The sequence below is a fragment of the uncultured Dietzia sp. genome (assembly GCF_937873725.1).
Classification (GTDB): Bacteria; Actinomycetota; Actinomycetes; order Mycobacteriales; family Mycobacteriaceae; genus Dietzia.
The window spans coordinates 1-20228 of record NZ_CALMYY010000065.1 but is presented as its reverse complement, the minus strand read 5'-3'; the positions used below and the strand labels follow the sequence as shown (position 1 = coordinate 20228).

General features: G+C 72.4%; 18 protein-coding genes and 1 pseudogene. 6 read left to right on the top strand and 13 right to left on the bottom strand.

Annotated elements, in window-relative coordinates; all coding sequences use genetic code 11:
- A pseudogene (locus Q0444_RS05970) lies at positions 1 to 473 on the bottom strand (hypothetical protein); the annotation flags it as partial.
- A 126-nt stretch (positions 474 to 599) separates the two neighbouring features.
- Here Q0444_RS05970 and Q0444_RS05965 point away from each other — a divergent pair.
- Positions 600 to 1568, top strand: coding sequence for a quinone oxidoreductase (locus Q0444_RS05965; protein ID WP_291081884.1), 969 nt, complete (start codon positions 600 to 602; stop codon positions 1566 to 1568).
- A gap of 19 nt (positions 1569 to 1587) precedes the next feature.
- Here the strand turns inward: Q0444_RS05965 and Q0444_RS05960 are convergent, their stop codons facing one another.
- Positions 1588 to 2604, bottom strand: coding sequence for a heme o synthase (locus tag Q0444_RS05960; RefSeq protein ID WP_291081882.1), 1017 nt, complete (start codon positions 2602 to 2604; stop codon positions 1588 to 1590).
- A gap of 175 nt (positions 2605 to 2779) precedes the next feature.
- On the opposite strand from Q0444_RS05960, the gene tkt reads away from it, so the two are divergent.
- From tkt to pgl, 5 genes are read left to right on the top strand one after another with little or no spacing between them, the layout of a single operon-like run.
- Positions 2780 to 4891, top strand: a complete 2112-nt coding sequence (gene tkt, locus Q0444_RS05955) for a transketolase (RefSeq protein ID WP_299022121.1) — start codon at positions 2780 to 2782, stop codon at positions 4889 to 4891.
- A complete protein-coding gene (gene tal / locus Q0444_RS05950; protein WP_291081878.1) occupies positions 4888 to 5994 on the top strand; it encodes a transaldolase in 1107 nt (368 codons plus the stop codon). The genes tkt and tal overlap by 4 nt, the downstream gene beginning before the upstream one ends.
- Positions 5991 to 7565 carry a glucose-6-phosphate dehydrogenase gene (gene zwf / locus Q0444_RS05945; RefSeq protein WP_291081876.1) on the top strand — a complete coding sequence of 525 codons (1575 nt, stop codon included), beginning with the start codon at positions 5991 to 5993 and terminating at the stop codon, positions 7563 to 7565. The genes tal and zwf overlap by 4 nt, the downstream gene beginning before the upstream one ends.
- A complete protein-coding gene (locus Q0444_RS05940) occupies positions 7562 to 8482 on the top strand; it encodes a glucose-6-phosphate dehydrogenase assembly protein OpcA (RefSeq protein WP_349679614.1) in 921 nt (306 codons plus the stop codon). The genes zwf and Q0444_RS05940 overlap by 4 nt, the downstream gene beginning before the upstream one ends.
- A 50-nt stretch (positions 8483 to 8532) precedes the next feature.
- A complete protein-coding gene (pgl, locus tag Q0444_RS05935) occupies positions 8533 to 9255 on the top strand; it encodes a 6-phosphogluconolactonase (protein WP_291081874.1) in 723 nt (240 codons plus the stop codon).
- A gap of 12 nt (positions 9256 to 9267) precedes the next feature.
- On the opposite strand, the gene secG is transcribed toward pgl, so the two are convergent.
- From secG to Q0444_RS05880, 11 genes are all read right to left on the bottom strand, one after another.
- Positions 9268 to 9501: a preprotein translocase subunit SecG gene (gene secG, locus Q0444_RS05930; RefSeq protein ID WP_291081872.1), complete on the bottom strand. Its 234-nt coding sequence runs from the start codon at positions 9499 to 9501 to the stop codon at positions 9268 to 9270.
- A 128-nt stretch (positions 9502 to 9629) separates the two neighbouring features.
- Positions 9630 to 10415 carry a triose-phosphate isomerase gene (gene tpiA / locus Q0444_RS05925; protein WP_291081870.1) on the bottom strand — a complete coding sequence of 262 codons (786 nt, stop codon included), beginning with the start codon at positions 10413 to 10415 and terminating at the stop codon, positions 9630 to 9632.
- A 28-nt stretch (positions 10416 to 10443) separates the two neighbouring features.
- Positions 10444 to 11661, bottom strand: a complete 1218-nt coding sequence (gene pgk, locus Q0444_RS05920; protein ID WP_291081868.1) for a phosphoglycerate kinase — start codon at positions 11659 to 11661, stop codon at positions 10444 to 10446.
- A gap of 119 nt (positions 11662 to 11780) precedes the next feature.
- On the bottom strand, positions 11781 to 12797 hold the full coding sequence (gap, locus tag Q0444_RS05915; RefSeq protein WP_299022116.1) for a type I glyceraldehyde-3-phosphate dehydrogenase: 1017 nt from the start codon (positions 12795 to 12797) through the stop codon (positions 11781 to 11783).
- Between the two features lie 146 nt (positions 12798 to 12943).
- A complete protein-coding gene (whiA, locus tag Q0444_RS05910) occupies positions 12944 to 13927 on the bottom strand; it encodes a DNA-binding protein WhiA (RefSeq protein WP_291081864.1) in 984 nt (327 codons plus the stop codon).
- Positions 13928 to 13949: 22 nt separating this feature from the next.
- Positions 13950 to 14951: a uridine diphosphate-N-acetylglucosamine-binding protein YvcK gene (gene yvcK / locus Q0444_RS05905; protein WP_299022113.1), complete on the bottom strand. Its 1002-nt coding sequence runs from the start codon at positions 14949 to 14951 to the stop codon at positions 13950 to 13952.
- Positions 14952 to 14958: 7 nt separating this feature from the next.
- Positions 14959 to 15831, bottom strand: coding sequence for an RNase adapter RapZ (rapZ, locus tag Q0444_RS05900; protein ID WP_299022112.1), 873 nt, complete (start codon positions 15829 to 15831; stop codon positions 14959 to 14961).
- A 9-nt stretch (positions 15832 to 15840) separates the two neighbouring features.
- The gene (gene uvrC, locus Q0444_RS05895; protein WP_291082380.1) at positions 15841 to 17919 is read right to left on the bottom strand and encodes an excinuclease ABC subunit UvrC; all 2079 of its coding nucleotides are present in this window, start codon (positions 17917 to 17919) and stop codon (positions 15841 to 15843) included.
- Positions 17920 to 17924: 5 nt separating this feature from the next.
- Complete coding sequence (locus Q0444_RS05890; protein WP_291082383.1) at positions 17925 to 18398, bottom strand: PH domain-containing protein; 474 nt, start codon at positions 18396 to 18398, stop codon at positions 17925 to 17927.
- Positions 18395 to 18871, bottom strand: coding sequence for a 6,7-dimethyl-8-ribityllumazine synthase (gene ribH, locus Q0444_RS05885; RefSeq protein WP_291082386.1), 477 nt, complete (start codon positions 18869 to 18871; stop codon positions 18395 to 18397). The genes Q0444_RS05890 and ribH overlap by 4 nt, the downstream gene beginning before the upstream one ends.
- Positions 18868 to 20124, bottom strand: coding sequence for a bifunctional 3,4-dihydroxy-2-butanone-4-phosphate synthase/GTP cyclohydrolase II (locus Q0444_RS05880; protein WP_299022108.1), 1257 nt, complete (start codon positions 20122 to 20124; stop codon positions 18868 to 18870). Before Q0444_RS05880 ends, ribH begins: the two co-directional genes overlap by 4 nt.
- Between the last annotated feature and the right edge of the window lie 104 nt (positions 20125 to 20228).

The window sequence follows — 20228 nt, the reverse complement described above, 5'->3', positions numbered from 1 at the left end:
GCGGCGGCGGGCGCGGCGGGCGCGGCGGGCGCGGCGGGCGCGGCGGGCGCGGCGGGCGCGGCCGTGCTCCCGGCCGGCGTGCCGGGATCCGCAGGCGCCGTAGACGGCGCCGCTGCCGGCGTCGTCGCGCCGCTCCCCTCGATCTCGGTCACCCGGTTCCCGTGGAGCGTCGACACCGCGCCGCCCGGGGCCCGGGGAGCGCGTCGTCCCAGGGCGATGGCGCCCCCGGCGACCGCAGCCGCGGCGGGGGGCGCGGCGGGGGGCGCGGCGGAGGCCGTCTCGCCCGGCGCCGCGGGCTTCTCCGCCGCGGGCGCTTCCTCAGGGCTCGCTTCCACAGCGGGCGCCGCCTCGTCGGCGGCGGGCGCCTGCGCGGGCGTCGGCGCGGCACTCGATCCGCTGGTGGTGATGGCGGGCCACCCGGTCGCCCGGACTCGCGGTCCCCCGGCGTACTGGGAAAGGATCTGCAGGCTCATGGGGGTACCTTATCGCCTCCCCGTCCGGGGCCGGTCCGCCGCTCCCGGAGTGCCCGCACCCTGGCCCGGACCCCGGCCCGCCCGGCCGGGCTGCGCGACCGGGCGTGGTCGCGGATACTGGGCCCCATGCGCGCCATCCAGATCTCCCGTCACGGTGGACCAGAGGTCCTCGTCCCCGTCGAGCTCGACCCGCCCGCACCTGGTCCGGGTGAGGTGCTCGTGCGGACGACGGCGATCGGCGTGAACTTCATCGACACGTATTTCCGCGAGGGCATCTATCCGCGGGACCTGCCGTTCGTGCCCGGGAGCGAGGGTGCTGGCGTGGTGGAGGCGGTCGGCGCGGAGGCGCGGGGCCTCGTCGTCGGAGACCGGGTGGCCTGGTGCCAGGTCCCCGGTTCCTACGCGCAGTACGTCGTGGCGCCGGCGGAAGCGCTCGTCGCCGTCCCCGACGGCGTCGACGACCCCGTGGCGGCGTCGATGCTCCTCCAGGGGCTCACCGCGCACTACCTCATCACCGACACCCACCGCGCGGTCGGCGGCGACACCGTGTTGATCACCGCGGGCGCGGGGGGCGTCGGACAGCTGCTCATCCAGATGGCGGTGGCGCGGGGGTTCCGCGTCATCACCACCACCTCCACCGAGGAGAAGGCCGGACTCTGCCGCGGCCTCGGCGCCCATCACGTCCTGCTCTACCCCGACGCGACCGCCGAGCGGGTCCGGGAGTTGTCCGACGGCGGGGTCTCCGCGGTCTTCGACGGCGTCGGGCGGGACACCTTCGACACCAGCCTGGCCTCGCTCGAGCGGCGCGGGAGCCTCGTGCTGTTCGGGGCCGCCAGCGGGCCCGTCCCCCCGGTCGACCCGCAGCGGCTCAACGCCGCCGGCTCGGTGTTCCTCACCCGGCCCACCCTCGCGGACTACATCGCGACGGCGGACGAGTACCGCGACCGCGCGGCGGAGGTCATGGGGGCGCTGGTCGACGGGACCCTCCGACTGACCGTGGGCGCCACCTTCGCGCTCTCCGAGGCCGCCGACGCCCACCGCGCCCTGCAGTCGCGGGCCACGACCGGGTCGATCACGCTGGACCCGACCCGCTGACGGGGCGGAACGCGGACGCTCAGAACAGGGAGAACATCTCCGAGAGGGTCTCGAGTCCGAGCACGGCGTCGACCGACAGCGCCACAAAGACGCCGGCGAGGTAGTTGTTCGACAGGATGAACAGCTTGAGGGGCTTGACCTCGACCCCACGTCGGACCCCGGCCTCCAGCCGGTGGGCCATGACGATGAACCAGACCCCGAACCCCAGCGCCCCCGCGGCGTAGATCCAGCCCGCCGCGGGCAGCAGGGCGAGGGTGCATAGGACCGTGACCCAGGTGTAGATGGTGATGCGGCGCGTCACGCCCTCGGCGGACATCACCACCGGCAGCATGGGCACGCCGGCGGCCTCGTAGTCCTCCTTGTACCGCATCGCCAACGCCCAGGTGTGGGGCGGAGTCCAGAAGAAGATGATGAGGAACAGGACGATCGCCTGCCACCAGTTGTGGGGCTGATCCCCGGGGAGGTTGTCGGTGATCACGGCCCACGACACGAGCACGGGCATGCACCCGGCCGCGCCGCCCCACACCACGTTCTGCGCGGTGCGGCGCTTGAGGATCATCGTGTAGACGAACACGTAGAAGCAGATGGTGAGCAGGATGAAGAACGCGGCGAGCCAGCTGTGGGCCAGCAGGCCGAGCCACAGCATCGACGCCGCCCCCAGGACCAGGCCGAAGATCAGGGCGGCCCGGGTGCTCACGGCGTGACGGGCCAGCGGGCGGCGCTCCGTCCGCTTCATCACCTTGTCGATGTCGGCGTCGACCACCATGTTGAGCGTGTTGGCGCTGGCGGCGCCCAGCCAGCCGCCGACGAGCGTGAGCAGCACCAGCGACAGGTGGACCTCGCCGCGGTCGGCCTGCAGCAACGCGGGGATGGCGGCCACCAGCAGCAACTCGATGACGCGCGGCTTGGTCAGCGCGATGTACGACATGACGACGTCGACTCCGCGGGCGCGCCCGCTCGCCGGAGCCGGCCGCCCCGAGGACTCTGGAGGGGAGACGGACGGCCCCCCACTCCGGGTCGGGGTGGATTCGTGCACCGGAACTCCTCGCAGCAGATGTCAACGCACTACCCAGCAGATACTACGTCCCGCCCGTGAGGTCCGCGAACGAGCGGGGGCGGGGACCGCCCGACCCCGAGCGGCCGCGACCACTAAGGTGGGGCACGACATACGCGCGGATCCGCGCCGCACCCTCGACCCGGGAGAACCACAAGTGACCAGCGCGTCGGAGATCACCGAGCTCACCACTGCACGCCACCCGTCCGACTGGACCGACCTCGACACCCGTGCGGTCGACACCGCGCGCGTCCTGGCCGCCGAGGCCGTGCAGAACTGCGGCAGCGGTCACCCGGGAACGGCCATGAGCCTGGCCCCCCTGGCCTACACGCTCTACCAGCGCGTCATGCGCCACGACCCCGCCGACCCCAGGTGGGTAGGCCGTGACCGCTTCGTCCTCTCGTGTGGGCACACCTCCCTCACCCAGTACGTCCAGCTCTACCTGGCCGGCTTCGGGCTCGAGCTCGACGACCTCAAGTCCCTGCGCACCTGGGGGTCCAAGACCCCGGGCCACCCCGAGTGGAACCACACCGACGGCGTGGAGATCACCACCGGACCGCTCGGCCAGGGCCTGGCCTCCGCGGTGGGCATGGCGATGGCCGCCAGGTACGAGCGGGGCCTGTTCGACCCGGAGACCCCGCTCGGCAAGAGCCCGTTCGACCACTTCATCTACGTGATCGCCTCCGACGGCGACCTCCAGGAGGGGGTCACGGCCGAGGCGTCGTCGCTCGCCGGCACCCAGCAGCTCGGCAACCTCATCGCGGTCTATGACAGCAACGAGATCTCGATCGAGGACGACACCCGGATCGCCTTCTCCGAGGACGTCGCCGCCCGCTACGAGGCGTACGGCTGGCACGTCCAGACCGTCGACGGTGGTGAGGACATCGCGGCGATCGAGGAGGCGATCGCGGACGCCCGCGCCGTCACGGACAAGCCCTCGATCATCGTGCTGCGCACCGTGATCGCCTACCCGGCGCCCACCATGATGAACACCGGCGCCTCGCACGGCGCGGCCCTCGGACAGGCGGAGGTGGACGCGGTCAAGGAGGCGCTCGGCATGGGCGGCACGGAGCCGTTCACCGTCGACGCCGAGGTGATCGCCCACACGCGGACCGCCCGTGACCGCGGCGCCCGTGTCCACGCCCAGTGGAGCGACATGTTCCACGCGTGGGCCGACGCCAACCCGGAGGCCAAGGCGCTCTTCGACCGGCTGTACTCGGGGCAGATGCCCGAGGGCTGGGACGCCGGCCTGCCGACGTGGGAGGCCGATCCCAAGGGCGTGGCCACCCGGAAGGCCTCGGCCTCGGCGATCCAGGCTCTGGCCGCCACCCTCCCCGAGCTGTGGGGCGGTTCCGCGGACCTGGCCGGGTCCAACAACACGCCCATCAAGGGCGCCGACTCCTTCGGCCCCGCCTCCATCTCGACCGACACGTGGACCGCCTCCCCGTACGGCCGGAACCTGCACTTCGGCATCCGCGAGCACGCCATGGGCGCGATCCTCAACGGCATCGCCCTCCACGGCCCCACCCGCCCGTACGGCGGCACCTTCCTCATCTTCAGCGAGTACATGCGCCCGGCCGTGCGGCTCGCCGCGCTCCAGGGCAGCAACGCGTATTACGTGTGGACGCATGACTCGATCGGGCTCGGCGAGGACGGCCCCACGCACCAGCCGGTCGAGCAGCTGGCCGCGCTCCGGGCGATCCCCGGGCTGGCGATCCTCCGCCCGGCCGACGCCAACGAGACGGCCGCCGCGTGGCGCGCCATGCTCGTCGCCCTCGACGGCCCCAAGGGGCTGTGCCTGACCAGGCAGGACGTCCCCGTGCTGGAGGGAACGTCCGAACTCGCCCGCGAGGGCGTCGAGCGCGGCGGCTACGTCCTGGCGGAGGCGTCGACCGGCACCCCCGAGGTGATCCTCATGGGCACCGGGTCCGAGGTCCACCTCGCCGTGGCCGCCCGCGAGGTCCTCGAGTCCGAGGGCGTGCCGACGCGGGTCGTCTCCATGCCGTGCGTCGAGTTCTTCGACCAGCAGGACGCCGCGTACCGCGAGTCGGTCCTGCCCCGGTCCGTCCGGGCCCGGGTGAGCGTCGAGGCCGGCATCGCGATGCCGTGGTACCGGTTCCTGGGGGACGCGGGACGGGCGGTGTCGCTGGAGCACTTCGGGGCGTCCGCGCCGTACCAGACACTGTTCACCGAATTCGGGATCACCAGCGACGCGGTCGCCGCCGCAGCCCGCGACTCACTCGCGGCCGTCAACGGGGAGGGACGATGACCAACGCCAATCTCGCCGCGCTGAGCGCCGCCGGGGTCTCGGTCTGGCTCGACGACCTGTCCCGCCAGCTGCTGGTCTCCGGCGAGCTCGAGAAGCGGATGTCCGCCTACTCGGTGGTCGGGGTGACCACCAACCCGGCTATCTTCCAGTCCGCGCTGGGCGACTCGTCGGCCTACGAGTCCGCCCTCGCCGAGGCCGTCCGTGCGGACCGCGACCTCGACTCGGTGGTCCGGGCGCTCACCACCGCGGACGTGCGGGACGCCTGCGACGTGCTCGCGGGTGTCTACGAGGCCACCGACGGCGTCGACGGTCGCGTCTCCCTCGAGGTCGACCCCCGACTGGCGGACGACACGGAGGGGACGGTGGCCCAGGCCGTCGAGCTCGCCGCGGCGGTGGACCGGCCCAACGTCATGATCAAGATCCCCGCCACCGCGGCCGGCCTGCCGGCCATCACCGAGGTGATCGGTCGCGGGATCGACGTCAACGTCACCCTGGTCTTCTCCGCCGAGCAGTACCGGGCGGTGGCACAGGCCTACCTGGCGGGCCTGGAGAAGGCGGCGGCCGCCGGGCACGACCTCGCCTCCCTCCACTCGGTGGCCTCGGTCTTCGTCTCGCGTCTGGACACCGAGATCGACTCCCGCCTGGCCGACGGCTCCGGCCTGCGCGGCCGGGCGGGCCTGGCCAACGCGCGCCTCTGCCAGGACGTCTACGACGAGGTCTACGACACCGGCGGGCGCTTCGGTGCGCTCGCCGCGCGGGGCGCGCGCCCCCAGCGCCTGCTGTGGGCCTCTACCGGCGTCAAGGATCCCGCCTACCCCGACACCCTGTACGTGAGCGGGCTGGTCACGCACGGCACGGTCAACACCATGCCCTTCCCGACCATCGAGGCGTTCGCCGAGCACGGCGTCCTCGAGGGAGACACCGTCCGGGGCACCGGGGCCGACTCCCGCGCCACCCTGGAGGCGCTGCGGGCGGAAGGGATCGACCTGGACGAGGTCTTCGCCCTCCTGGAACGGCAGGGCGTGCAGAAGTTCGTCGCGGCGTGGGACGACCTGCTCGCCACGGTCAGGGCGCGCATCGACGAGATCCCGTCGGGGTCGTGACCGGACAGGACAACCCGCTCGCCCCGGCCGACGACGACACCGGCCGGGGCGAGTGGGCGAACCCGCTCCGCGACCCGAGGGACCGGCGACTCCCCCGCATCGCCGGACCCTCCGGCCTCGTCATCTTCGGCGTGACCGGCGACCTGTCCAAGAAGAAGCTCATCCCCGCGGTCTACGACCTCGCCAACCGCGGCCTGCTCCCGCCGGGGTTCTCGCTCATCGGCTTCGGCCGCCGGCGGTGGAGCCACGCCGAGTTCGCCGAGTTCGCCCGCGAGCACGCGCGGGACCGGTGCCGGACGCCGTTCCGGGAGGACGTCTGGGACCAACTGGCGGCGGGGCTGCGGTTCGTCACCGGAACCTTCGACGACGACGAGGGCTTCGACCGCCTGGCGGATGTGCTGACCGCGCCGGAGACGGAACGGGGTACCGCCGGGAACTACGCGTTCTACCTGTCGATCCCCCCCGACGACTTCCCCACCGTCTGCCGGCACCTCGACCGGACCGGGTGCACCAGGTCGAGGGACGGCTCGTGGCGCCGGGTGGTGATCGAGAAGCCCTTCGGCCACGACCTGGCCAGTGCCCGCGAGCTCAACGCGGTGGTGGGCGCGGTCTTCCCGGAGGACTCCGTCTTCCGGATCGACCACTACCTCGGCAAGGAGACGGTCCAGAACATCCTCGCCCTGCGCTTCGCCAACCAGCTCTTCGAGCCGGTGTGGAACGCCAACCACGTGGACCACGTGCAGATCACCATGGCCGAGGACATCGGGCTCGGCGGGCGGGCCGGGTACTACGACGGGATCGGCGCGGCCCGCGACGTCATCCAGAACCACCTCATCCAGCTGATGGCCCTGGTGGCCATGGAGGAACCCACGGACTTCTCGGCCGCCGCGTTGCGCGCGGAGAAGACCAAGGTCCTCGAGTCCACCTCGCTCGCCCTGCCGATCTCCCAGACCGCGGCCCGGGGCCAGTATTCCGGCGGATGGCAGGGATCGGAGCAGGTGGAGGGGCTGAAGGACGAGGAGGGGTACGACCCGTCCTCCACCACCGAGACCTACGCCGCCATCACGCTGGAGGTGCACAACCGGCGGTGGGCCGGGGTCCCCTTCTACCTGCGGACCGGCAAGCGACTCGGGCGACGCGTCACGGAGATCGCCGTGGTGTTCCGGCGGGCCCCGCACCTGCCGTTCGACGCCACCATGACCCAGGAGCTGGGGCAGAACGCCCTGGTCATCCGCGTCCAGCCCGACGAGGGCGTCACGCTGCGCTTCGGCTCCAAGGTGCCGGGCACCGCGATGGAGGTCCGGGACGTCAACATGGACTTCGCGTACGGCGAGGCATTCACCGAGTCCTCCCCCGAGGCGTACGAGCGCCTCATCCTCGACGTCCTGCTGGGCGAGCCGTCGCTGTTCCCGGTCTCGCGCGAGGTGGAGCTGAGCTGGATGCTCCTCGACCCCGTCCTGGAGGAGTGGGCGGCGGGTGGCACGCCGGAGCAGTATCAGGCCGGCACGTGGGGCCCGCGTGGCGCCGACGAGATCCTGGCCCGCACCGGCCGCGCCTGGAGGCGACCATGATCATCGACCTTCCCGACACCTCCACCCGGGAGCTGGCCAAGAAGCTCGTGCAGATCCGCGAGGAGGCCGGGCTCAGCACCATCGGCCGCGTCCTCACGCTGGTCGTCCTCACCGATCACGTCCGCGGGAGCGAGTCGGCGATCGAGGCGGCCAACGAGGCCAGCCGCGAGCACCCGTGCCGGGTGATCGTGGTGATCCGCGGCCGGCGGGCAAGGGCGGACCGCCTCGACGGCCAGATCAGGGTCGGCGGTGACGCGGGCGCCGCCGAGGTCGTGGTGCTGCGGACCTCGGGGGCGATGGCCTCCCAGTCCGCCTCGCTCATCACCCCACTGCTCCTGCCGGACACCCCGCTCGCCGTGTGGTGGCCCCGGCACTCGCCGACCCTGCTCTCGGAGGACAGGGTGGGGCGCCTGGCGCGGCGCCGGATCGTGGACTCCGACGCGGAGGGGCACCCGACCGACGCCCTGGCCAAGCGGGCGGCCGGGTACTCCCCCGGTGACACCGACCTGGCGTGGGCCCGGATCACCCACTGGCGTTCCCTGCTCGCCGCGACCCTGGACCGCCCGCCGTACGAGCCGATCACCGGCGCCACGGTGTGTGGGCCCGAGCGCGCGGCCTCCGTCGACCTCGCCGGCGGCTGGCTCGCCTCCCGCCTGGGGATCGACGTCCTGAGGGCGGTGGGTCCCCGGATGGTGGTCCTCGAACGCCCCTCGGGATCGATCGTCCTCGAGCAGGTCAGCCCCACCGCCGCCGAGCTGCGGATCACCGGTGAGGCCCCCACCCGGGTGGCGCTGGTCAAGCGGAGCGTGGCGGACTGCCTCGCCGAGGAACTCCGCCGGATGGACACCGACGGCGTCTACGCCGACGCCCTCGCCCACCACGACCGCGTGATCTACACGTCGGCCTCGGTCCGCTGAACCGGGCCGCCGCCGCACCCCACCGGAGTCCACCACCCTCAGGAGTATCGATGCCCCCCATCCGTCACCTCGTCCACCCTGACGCCGGCGTCCTGGCCGGCGCGGCCGCCCGGGAGGCGGCCGACCACCTCGCCGACCGGATCGCCGCCTCGGGGCGGGCAGTCCTGTCGCTGACCGGGGGGTCGGTGGGAGTGGCGACCGCGGCGGCCCTCGCCCGGGCGGACGTGGACTGGGACAGGGTCACCATCTTCCTGGGAGACGAGCGGTTCGTCGCCGCCGACCATCCGGATCGCAACGACGGTCAACTCGACGAGGCGCTGCTCGGCGCGCTCGGCGACCGCCCCACCGTGCGCCGGTGGCCGGCCCGCTCCGCGGAGAACGACGACGTCGACGCCGCCGCCGCGCGGTTCCTCGAGTCGCTGGAGCTCCCGGGCGGGGACGACCCGATCTTCGACGTGACGATCCTCGGCATGGGGCCCGAGGGGCACATCGATTCGATCTTCCCGGACACTCCCGCCGTGGCGGAGTCGGACCGCCTGGTGGTGGGGGTGCGGGACTGCCCCAAACCGCCCGCGGAGCGGATGACCTTCACGCTCCCGGCGGTGCGGAGGTCACGGCACGTCCTGGTGGTGGCCGCCGGCGAGGGCAAGGCGGAGGCGGTCGCCCACGGACTCCGCGGGGCCACCCCGACGGACTGGCCGGTGGCCGGCGCGGTGGGCCTCGAGTCCACCACCTATCACCTGGACGAGGGCGCGGCGTCCGGGCTGGGCTGACGCCCGCGGGCGTCAGCCGAAGCGGACCATGAGTCCGACGGCGACGATCGCGATGACCCAGAGGACCGCCATGACCACCGTCACGCGGTCGAGGTTTCGCTCGACCACACTCGAACCGGAGAGGCTGGACTGGACGCCGCCGCCGAACAGCGACGACAGACCGCCACCCTTGCCGCGGTGCAGCAGGATGAACAGCATCAACAGCAGGCTGGTGGCGATGAGGAAGATGTCCAGGGCGAGCTTCATGTGTGGATCGGGCCTTACGTCAGGTCGGGCGGTCGGAGGACGACCGGTTCAGACTACCCGGTCGGGTCTCCAGGACGAATCCCGGCGCGCCCGGCCGGGTGAGGGCGGACGCGCCGGGCGGTGGGAGGTCAGGGCAGCGGGCCGCCGGCGGCGATCGCGGAGAGCTGCGCGAACTCGTCGGGCTTGAGCGACGCGCCGCCGACCAGGCCCCCGTCCACGTCGGGCTGCGCGAGGAGCTCGCCCACGTTGGAGGCGTTCATGCTGCCCCCGTAGAGCACGCGCATGGCCTCGGCCGTCTCGGGATCGGCGATGTCGGACAGTGCGGAGCGGATCGCTCCGCACACCTCCTGGGCATCGGCCGCCGACGCCGTCTTGCCGGTGCCGATGGCCCACACGGGCTCGTAGGCGATCACGGTGGCGGCGAGTTGCTCCCGGGTCAGTCCGGCCAGGGAGCCCTTGAGCTGCTCCACCACCACCTCGACGTGGTCACCCGCCTCGCGCACCTCGAGCTTCTCGCCCACGCACACGATCGGGGACAGGCCGTGCTTGTGGCTCGCCGCGGCCTTGGCCGCGACCAGCTCGTCGGTCTCGGCGTGGTACTCGCGACGCTCCGAGTGTCCGACCACCACGTAGGTGCAGCCGAGCTTGGCCAGCATTCCCGCGGAGATCTCGCCGGTGTACGCGCCGGAGTCGTGAACCGACACGTCCTGCGCGCCGTAGGCGAACCCCAGCTTGTCGCCCTCGATCACGATCTGGACGCCGCGGATGTCGGTGAACGGGGGGATGAACGCGACGTCCACCTTCTGCAGGTACTTCTCCGGCAGCGCGAAGGCCACCTTCTGCACGAGCGCGATGGCCTCCAGGTGGTTGAGGTTCATCTTCCAGTTGCCGGCGATGAGCGGGGTGCGTGCCATGTTCTCTCCTGTGGTAGGCCGTGCCGGATCAGTTGCTGCGCTCGAGGGCGGTGACGCCGGGGAGTTCCTTGCCCTCGAGGTACTCGAGGGAGGCGCCGCCACCCGTGGAGATGTGCGAGAAGTTCTCCTCGCCCAGGCCGAGGGTGCGGACCGCCGCGGCGGAGTCGCCACCTCCGACCACGGAGAACGCGCCGTCCCTGGTGGCGGTGATGATCGCCTCCGCGACCCCCCGGGTCCCGGCCGAGAACGCCTCGAACTCGAACACGCCCATCGGCCCGTTCCAGAACACGGTCTTGGCGACGGTGAGCTTCTCGGCGAACAGGGCGACGGAGGCGGGGCCGATGTCGAGTCCCATCGTGCCGTCGGGGATCGACTCGGCCGGCACCGTCTCGTGCGGGGCGTCGGCGGCGAACCCGTCGGCGACCACCACGTCCACGGGGAGGGTGATCACGTCGCCGAACTTCTCGAGGAGGTCCTTGCAGGTGTCGATCAGCTCCTCCTGCAGGAGCGAGGAGCCGACGCCGTGGCCCTGCGCGGCCAGGAAGGTGAAGCACATCCCGCCCCCGATGACGAGCGTGTCGACCTTGGGCGCGAGGGCCTCGATCACCGCGAGCTTGTCGGAGACCTTGGAGCCGCCGAGCACCACCGCGTAGGGCCGCTGCGCGTCCCCGGTGAGGTTCGTGAGGACCTCGACCTCGCTCTGCACCAGGTCGCCGGCGTAGGAGGGGAGCAGCTTCGCGACGTCGTAGACCGAGGCCTGGGCCCGGTGCACCACACCGAAACCGTTCGAGACGAAGGCCCCGTCCTCGCCCACCAGCCCCGCGAGTTCGGCCGCGAACTCCGCGCGCTCGGACTCGTCCTTGCTCGTCTCCCTGGGATCGAACCGGACGTTCTCCACCAGGAGGACGTCCCCGTCGGTGAGCCCGTTCGCGCGCTCGCGGGCGTCGGGCCCCACGACGTCCCCGGCGAGTTGCACGTAGCGCCCGAGCTCCTCGCCGAGCCTCTCGGCGACGGGGGCCAGCGAGAACTCCGGGTCGACCCCGCCCTTCGGCCGGCCGAGGTGCGCGGTGATCACGAGCGCGGCACCGGCGTCGAGCAACGCGTTGAGGGTGGGCAACGACGCGGTGATCCGGCCCGCGTCGGTGATGGTGGACCCGTCCAGCGGGACGTTGAGATCGCAGCGGACGAGGATCTTGCGACCCTCGACGCCCGCGTCGAGCAGGTCGGAGAGCGTGCTCACTGCCATGGGGTGGACTCCTGTCGGAAAGGCGGTGGTGGGAATGTGCTCCGGGCCCGGCCGGGACGCGCGTGGCGTTCCCGGACCGGGCCCGGTTGTCGTGCGTGGCGCGTCAGGCCCGAGGGCTCCTAGAGCGACTTGCCGACGAGGCCGATGATGTCGGCGAGGCGGTTGGAGTAACCCCCCTCGTTGTCGTACCACGAGGCGATCTTGATCTGGCCGTCGAGCGCCTTGGTCAGCTGCGCGTCGAAGATCGACGAGTGCGGGTCGCCGACGATGTCCGAGGAGACGATGGGGTCCTCGGTGTACTTGAGGATGCCCTTCATGGGACCCTCCGCGGCGGCCTTGATGGCCGCGTTGACCTGCTCGACCGAGGCCTTCTTCTCGAGTTCCACGGTGAGGTCGGTGAGCGAGCCGGTGGGCAGCGGGACGCGGACGGCGTACCCGTCGAACTTGCCCTTGAGCTCGGGCAGGACCAGCGCCACGGCCTTGGCCGCACCGGTGGAGGTCGGGACCATGTTGATGCCGGCGGCGCGGGCGCGACGCATGTCGCTGTGCGGCGCGTCCTGGAGGTTCTGGTCCTGGGTGTACGCGTGGATCGTGGTCATGAGGCCCTTGACGATCCCGAACTCGTCCGAAAGCACCTTGGCGACCGGGGCGAGGCAGTTGGTGGTGCAGGAGGCGTTGGAGATGATCGTCTGCGAGCCGTCGTACTGGTGGTCGTTGACGCCCATGACGATCGTGATGTCCTCGTTCTTGGCCGGCGCCGAGATGATGACCTTCTTGGCGCCACCCTCGAGGTGGCCCTTGGCCTTCTCGGCATCGGTGAAGATGCCGGTCGACTCGACCACCACGTCGACGCCGTAGTCACCCCACGGCACGGACGCGGGCCCCTCCTTGACGGCGAGGGCGCCGATCGTCACGCCACCGACGGTGAGCGACGAGTCGTCGAACGTGACGTCCTGACCCAGGCGACCGAGGATCGAGTCGTACTTGAGGAGATGCGCGAGCATGTCGTTGGTGGTGAGGTCGTTGACGGCGACGATCTCGATATCCGTCTTGCCCTCGGCCTTGAGGGCCTCCACCGCGCGGTAGAAGTTGCGGCCGATACGTCCGAATCCGTTGATGCCTACGCGCACGGTCACGTGATGTCTCCTTGTTGGTGATGCGAGGTGGGTGGTGCGAGGTCGGTGGTGCGAGCTGTGGAGCCCCGACGGCCGGATGGGGCCCGGGGACGTGACTCAGACTACCCGCCGGCCGTGGAGCGCGTGCAGGGTCCGCGGGGCCCGGGTCAGTTGTCGTCGAGCATGTCCTCCGTCACCACGGACTCGGTGTCCGGGATGCCCAGTTCGGCGGCCTTGCGGTCGGCCATCGACAGCAGCCGCCGGATACGCCCGGCCACCGCGTCCTTGGTCATGGGCGGGTCCGCGAGCTGGCCGAGCTCCTCCAGGGAGGACTGCCGGTGCTCCACGCGAAGCTCGCCGGCCGCCAGCAGGTGGTCCGGGACGTCCTCCGCGAGGATCTCCAGGGCGCGCTGCACGCGGGCCGCGGCGGCGACCGCCGCCCGCGCCGACCTCCGGAGGTTGGCGTCGTCGAAGTTGGCGAGCCGGTTGGCCGTGGCGCGGACCTCACCCCGGGAGCGGCGTTCCTCCCAGATGTCCCTGGTCGCGGTGGCACCCATCCGGGCCAGGAGGACGCCGATCGCCTCCGAGTCGCGGATCACCACGCGGTCGCCGCCGCGGACCTCGCGGGCCTTGGCGGTGACTCCCAGACGGCGAGCCGCCCCGACCAGCGCCATCGCCGCCTCGGCTCCGGGAGCGGTGAGCTCCAGCGCCGACGACCGACCGGGCTTGGTCAGCGAGCCGTGCGCCAGGAACGCCCCGCGCCACGCGGCCTCCGCGGCGGCGACGGATCCACCCACGACCGCCGCCGGCAACCCCCGGACCGTGCGTCCGGCGTTGTCGACCAGCCCGAGCTGGCGGGTGAGGTCGGTGCCCCGGTCGATCACGCGGAGCACGAACTTGCGCGCCGGCCTCCCGTCCGCTCCCCCGATCGGGTGGATCTCGCACGACACCGCGAACAGCGAGTCGAGTTCTCCGGACAGTCGGTCGGCGATCTCACCCGAATCCACCTCGGCCTCGATCACGAGACGGCCGGACAGGACCTGGAGCGTCCCCGCGAACCGGAGGAGGGAGGCGACCTCCGCCCTCCTGGTCTCGGAGTTCCCCACGGGGACCCTCACCAGTTCGGACTTGACCTGTGCGGTCAGCGACACGCCCTGCTCCTTCGTTCTGGGGTCATCGGACGGCCCCCGCCGATGCCGCGCCCGCGAGAGCGGCGGCGAGCAGGACCGGGTCGTGGACCGATCTCATGGTCCCATCCGGTCCGGTCTCGGCGATCTCCGCGGTCAGGACGCGCGCTCCGAGCCCGGCGGCGGCGCGGTCGAGGTGCTCGCGTTCCGTCGCGCTCAGCGGCATCCTCGGATCCACCAGGATCACGTCGAAGTCGACCTCCGGGGCGTGCTGGCGCAGGACGTGGAGGTGTTGCTCGGCCGAGAAGCCGGCCGTCTCACCGGGCTGCGGCGCGAGGTTGAGCACCAGGGCCTTGGTGGCGTCCGTGCGCGCGAGCGCCGCCGCGATCTCGGGAACCAGTGTGTTGGGGATGACGCTGGTGAACCACGATCCGGGGCCCAGCACGACGATGTCCGCGCCCTCGATCGCCTCGACGACGCCGTCCGCGGCCGGCGGGTCGGCGGGGATCAGCCTCACCCGCCGCACGCTCCCGGGCGTGGTCGCGACGGCGACCTGGCCGATGATCGTCCGGACCACCCGGGGGTCCGCCTCCAGCCCCACGACCTCGGCGGCGATGTCGAGCGCGACCGGGGACATGGGCAGCACCCGGCCGGTCACCCCGAGGATCGACCCGACCGCCTCGAGGGCCTCCAGGGGGTCGCCGAGCATCTCCCAGAACCCGGCAAACACGAGGTTGCCCACCGCGTGCCCGGCCAACGCGCCGGTTCCGCCGTACCGGTGCTGGAAGAGCCGGGTGAGGCGGGCGTGCTCGGGGTCGTCGGCGGCGAGCGCGCAGAGCGCCATCCGCAGGTCCCCGGGAGGGAGGATGCCGAGCTCGCGGCGCAGGCGGCCGGAGGAGCCACCGTCGTCGGCGACGGTCACCACGGCGGTGACCTCCTCGGCGACGATCCGCCCGGCGCGCAGGGTGGCGGACAGTCCGTGGCCGCCACCGAGCGCGACGAGCGAGGGAATCCGGCGGGAGCCCACGGGCGTCGTGTCCCCGGTCATCGCCGGCTCACTCCCGTCCGAGGTCGCGGTGGCGGACGTGGACGTCGACCGAGTCGAGACCCGAGAGCCGGCCGGCCAGGGACTCGGAGACGGCGACACTGCGGTGCTTCCCGCCGGTGCACCCGACCGCGATGGTCATGTACCGCTTGCCCTCGCGCCGGTAACCGTGGATGGCGAGCCTGATCATGGTGACCGCCGATCGGAGGTACTCCTCGATCGATTCGTCCGCGAGGACGTAGTCCCTGACCGGCTTCTCGCGGCCCGTGTGCGGTTGCAGTTCCGGGATCCAGTGCGGGTTGGGGAGGAAGCGCATGTCGAGCAGCATGTCCACGTCGACGGGCACGCCGTACTTGAACCCGAACGACTCGACCGTGAGGTGGAAGTCGAACCCGAGGTCGCCGAACGGGGTCTCGAGTCGGTGCCGGAGGTCGTGCACGCTGAGCTTGGTGGTGTCCACCACGACGTCCGCCCGGCCTCGGATCCCCTCGAGGACCTTCCGCTCCCGCTGGATCCCGTCGATCAGGCCGTCGCCGGACTGCAGGGGGTGGGACCGGCGCACGTTGTTGAACCGCGCGACCAGCGCCTCGTTCGAGGCGTCCAGGAAGAGGACCTTCGCTTGCGGCCGACCGTCGAACCGTTGCAGGAGCCCGCCGATGTGCTCGTCGAAACCCAGGCTGCGGACGTCCGCGACCACGGCCAGGCGCTTCGGCCCGTCCTCCGCGCCCTGCATGTGGTCGATCAGGTCGGCCACGAACTCCAGGGGCAGGTTGTCCACGACGTACCAGCCGAACTCCTCGAGCACCTTGGACGCGGTGCCCTTGCCGGCCCCCGACATCCCGCTGATGAGGAGGAGTTCACGTCCCTCGTCGTTCCCGTCCATCGTGCCACCTCACGTCGTCGTACCGCCCTCGTCGGGCGACCCCTGCGAGTCTTCCACGTCGGCCGCCGGAACGTCCGGCCCCGGCTCCTCCGAACCGAGCGCGGTGCGGATCGCCTCGGCCACCCCGGGGCCGATCCCCGGGACGAGGCACAGCTCCGCCGGACCGGCCGCACGCAGCGCGGACACGGTGGGGAACCGCTCCTGCAGGGCGGCCCGCCGGGCGGGCCCGAGCCCGGGCACGTCGTCGAGGACGGACGTGGTCATGCGCCGGGACCTGGCTCCCCGGTGGGCGCGGATCGCGAAGCGGTGGGCCTCGTCGCGGAGGCGCTGCAGGAGGAACAACCCCTCCCCCTGCCGGGGGAAGATCACCGGGTACTCCTCCCCCGGCAGCCAGATCTCCTCGAGCCTCTTCGCGATCCCGATGACCGGGACGTCGGTCACGCCGAGTTCGGCGAGGACCTCGGCGGCGGCCTCGACCTGGGGTCGGCCGCCGTCCACCACGAAGAGCTGCGGCGGGTAGGCGAACCGACGCGACGGCGTGGCCGATGCGGGTCCGCCCCCCTCGGGCGCCCCCTCGTCGTCGACGGGTCCGTCCGCGTCGTCCGGCGTGACCGTCGGCTCCTCGCGGTGACGGCGGAACCGGCGCCGGGTGACCTCCGCGATGCTCGCCACGTCGTCCGAATGCCCGTCGCCGGCGGCCTCCCGGATCCGGTACAGGCGGTAGTCGCTCTTGCGGGCGATGCCGTCCTCGAACACCACCAGCGACGCCATGACGTCGGTGCCCTGGGTGTGGGAGATGTCCACGCACTCGATCCGCAGGGGCGCCGAGTCCAGCTCGAGGGTCTCCTGGATCTCCTGCAGCGCGGCCGAGCGGGCGGTGAGGTCGCCGCTGCGGCGGAGCTTGTGCTGGGTCAGCGCCTCCACGGCGTTGCGGTGGACGGTCTCCGCGAGCGACCGCTTGTCCCCGCGCTGCGGAACCCGCAGCGAGACCCGGGACCCCCTGAGGGCGGACAGCCAGTCCGCGAGCTCGGCGGAGTCCTCCGGGAGGGCCGGTACCAGCACCTCGCGGGGTACGGCGGCGGCGATGTCGGCGGCCGAGTCGGAGGCCCCCGCCAGGTCGGCCTCGCCCCCGTAGAACTGGGCGAGGTAGTCGGAGACCACGCCCGGCACCGCGGCGTCGGGGTCGAAGTGGCCGTCCGCCCCGACCCCGTGGGTGTGCTCGACCACCCAGCCGCGCTGGCCGCGGATCCGGCCCCCACGGACGTGGAACACCTGCACGGACACCTCGAGCTCGTCCGCCGCGACCCCCACGACGTCCGCGTCGGTCCCGTCGCCCAGGACCACGGCCTGCTTCTCCATGGCGCGCCGCATGGCGCCGAGGTCGTCCCGCAGGCGCGCCGCGCGCTCGAAGTCCAGGCCCTCCGACGCCTCCAGCATCCGCTTCTCGATCCGGCGCATGATGACGTCCGTCCGCCCGGACAGGAAGTCGCACAGCTCGTCGACGATGGCGCGGTGCTCGTCCGCCGTCACCCGCCCGATGCAGGGGGCCGCGCACTTGTCGATGTATCCGAGCAGGCAGGGCCTGCCGAGTTGGGCCTGCCGCCTGAACACCCCGGCCGTGCAGGACCGCACCGGGAACACCCGCTGCAGGGTGTCGAGCGTGTCGCGTATCGCCCAGGCGTGCGAGTAGGGGCCGAAGTAGCGGGTACCCGCGCGGCGCGGGCCGCGGTAGACAAAGGCCCGGGGGAACTCCTCCCCGACCGTCACGGCGAGCAGCGGGTACGTCTTGTCGTCGCGGTACCGGACGTTGAAGCGCGGGTCGTACTTCTTGATCCACGTGTACTCCAGCTGGAGCGCCTCGACCTCCGTGGACACCACCGTCCACTGGACCCCGGCCGCCGCGGTGACCATCCTCCTGGTCCGCGGGTGCAGGAGCGTGAGGTCGGCGAAGTACGACCCGATCCGGCTCCGCAGGTTCTTGGCCTTGCCCACGTAGATGACGCGGCCGTGCTCGTCACGGAAGCGGTAGACCCCCGGCTCCGTGGGGACGGAGCCGGGGGCCGGCCGGTAGGTGCGCGGATCGGCCACGGGGGTCAGCGGTCGGCGACGGTCTCGGGATCGGCCGCCGAGGGCTTGTACCGGCGGACGGTCTCGCGGAGGCCGCTCATGGCGTCCACCCCGTCCTGCCCGTCGACCGACTGGATGGCCCAGATGCCCACGTGCTCGTAGCCGGGCAGCTCGAGGCGCGGCCATTTACTGGAGCGCGGGAACGTGAGTCCCACGATGTCCTCCCAGCCCCACACCCGCGACCGCAGCGGTCCGCGGATCTCGACGCCCTGCTCGCCCGCCCGCACCCTGATGCGCAGCAGCGTGAGGAGGACGCCGGCGAAGATCAACCCCACCACCACAAAGGCGAGCTGATCGGCCACCCCGACCGTCACGCCCGTGTCACCGCGGACCAGGACGAACGCCCACGCCACGTGGACCAGCACGATCACCACGGCGAGGGCGATGACCGTCACGCGGAGGCGCCGGGGCCGGTGGTCGAAGTCCCAGGAGTCGGTCATCGGCCCGACCTCAGGGCGCGGAGCGCGAGGGCGGCGCCGAGCGCCGCGGCGACCGCCTCCCCGCCCTTGTCCTCGGCGGCGCCGTCGTGTCCGTCGCGGTCCCGGGCCTGGTCCTCGTCCTCGGTGGTCAGGACGCCGTGCGCGACGGGCGTCGACTCGTCGAGCGCGATCCTCGTGAGACCGTCGGTCACCGACCGGCACACGTAGTCGAAGTGCGGGGTCGAGCCCCTGATCACCACCCCCAGCGCCACCACGGCGTCGTGGGTGCGGGCGAGCTCCTGGGCCACCACGGGGAGCTCGACGGCCCCGGTGACGCGGGTGAGCGTGACCGGCACGCCGGCGGCCTCCGCCACCGCGAGGGCCCGGTCGAGCAGTTGCGTGCAGATCTCGTCGTGCCAGGTGGACGCCACGACGCCCAGCCGCAACCCGCGGGCGTCGGGGATCACCAGTTCCGGCCTACCGCTGCCGCTCATCGCCGATCCTCTCCGTCGGTCCCGGGACCGAACTCCTCGTCCAGCCCCTCCAGCAGGTGCCCCATCCGGTCCCGCTTGGTGCGCAGGTACCGCAGGTTCTCGGGGGTCACGGCGGTCGGCATGGGCACCCGCTCGACCACCTCGACGCCCCCGACCCCGAGGGCGTCGGCCTTGGCGGGGTTGTTGGTCATGAGCCGGACCCGGGTCACCCCGAGGTCCCGCAACATCTGCGCCGCGAGGCTGAAGTCGCGGGCGTCGGCGGGCAGCCCGAGGTCCAGGTTCGCGTCCACCGTGTCGCGGCCGTCGTCCTGGAGCTGGTAGGCGCGGAGCTTCTGCACCAGGCCGATGCCCCGGCCCTCGTGTCCACGCATGTAGAGGACCACGCCCCGACCCTCCTCGCAGACGGCCGCCACCGCGGCGTCCAGCTGGGGGCCGCAGTCGCAGCGCAGGGAGTGGAAGACGTCGCCGGTGAGGCACTCCGAGTGGATGCGGACCGAGACGGGCGCGTCGCCGGAGACGTCGCCGGCGACCATGGCCACGTGCTCGACCCCCTGGAGGACGTCGCGGTACCCGTGGGCGGTCATGGTGCCGGCGGGGGGGGGGATCCGCGCGGCGGCCTCGTGGATGACCTGGACCTCGTTGGCGCGCCGCCACGCCTGGAGCGCCTCGATGGTGACCAGGGCGAGCCCGTGCTCGTCGGCGAACCGCCGGAGCTCGGGGGTCCGGGCCATGGTGGTCGGGTCCTCCTCGGACACGATCTCGCAGATGACGCCGGCGGGGCGGAGGCCGGCCAGCCGCGCGAGGTCGACCGCGGACTCGGTGTGCCCCGGACGGGTGAGCACGCCGCCCGGCCGGGCGCGCAGCGGGACCACGTGCCCGGGCCGGGTGAAGTCCCCGGGGACGGCCTCGTCCGAGGCGAGCAGCCGCGCGGTCCGCGCGCGGTCGGCGGCGGAGATCCCCGTGCTCACGCCGGTCCGCGCGTCGACGGTCACCGTGTACGCCGTGTCGTGCCGGTCCTCGTTGATCGCCCGCATGGGGGGCAGGTCCAGTCGGAGGCAGTCCTCGGCCTCGAGCGCCACGCACACGTAGCCCGACGAGTACCGGACGAGGAAGCCCATGAGTTCGGGGGTCGCCAGCTCGGCGGCGAAGATCAGGTCGCCCTCGTTCTCGCGGTCCTCGCTGTCCACCACGACCACAGCCCGTCCCGCAGCGATGTCGGCGATGGCGCGGTAAATGCCGTCGAAGGTGGTCACTGCTGCGGGTTCTCCTCGGTGGTCGGAGCCCGGGCGGGTGACCGCGGGCGCGGCCTCAAGTATGGCCCATCCGTTCAGTGGGACCGGCCACCGCGTCCGCCGAG

Bases quoted from the DNA above. Each gene is read 5' to 3' on its own strand.
- Q0444_RS05965 (WP_291081884.1), top strand. From the start codon at position 600: ATGCGCGCCATCCAGATCTCCCGTCACGGTGGACCAGAGGTCCTCGTC.
- tal (WP_291081878.1), top strand. From the start codon at position 4,888: ATGACCAACGCCAATCTCGCCGCGCTGAGCGCCGCCGGGGTCTCGGTC.
- Q0444_RS05940 (WP_349679614.1), top strand. From the start codon at position 7,562: ATGATCATCGACCTTCCCGACACCTCCACCCGGGAGCTGGCCAAGAAG.
- pgl (WP_291081874.1), top strand. From the start codon at position 8,533: ATGCCCCCCATCCGTCACCTCGTCCACCCTGACGCCGGCGTCCTGGCC.
- secG (WP_291081872.1), bottom strand. From the start codon at position 9,501: ATGAAGCTCGCCCTGGACATCTTCCTCATCGCCACCAGCCTGCTGTTG.
- tpiA (WP_291081870.1), bottom strand. From the start codon at position 10,415: ATGGCACGCACCCCGCTCATCGCCGGCAACTGGAAGATGAACCTCAAC.
- pgk (WP_291081868.1), bottom strand. From the start codon at position 11,661: ATGGCAGTGAGCACGCTCTCCGACCTGCTCGACGCGGGCGTCGAGGGT.
- yvcK (WP_299022113.1), bottom strand. From the start codon at position 14,951: ATGACCGGGGACACGACGCCCGTGGGCTCCCGCCGGATTCCCTCGCTC.
- rapZ (WP_299022112.1), bottom strand. From the start codon at position 15,831: ATGGACGGGAACGACGAGGGACGTGAACTCCTCCTCATCAGCGGGATG.
- Q0444_RS05890 (WP_291082383.1), bottom strand. From the start codon at position 18,398: ATGACCGACTCCTGGGACTTCGACCACCGGCCCCGGCGCCTCCGCGTG.
- ribH (WP_291082386.1), bottom strand. From the start codon at position 18,871: ATGAGCGGCAGCGGTAGGCCGGAACTGGTGATCCCCGACGCCCGCGGG.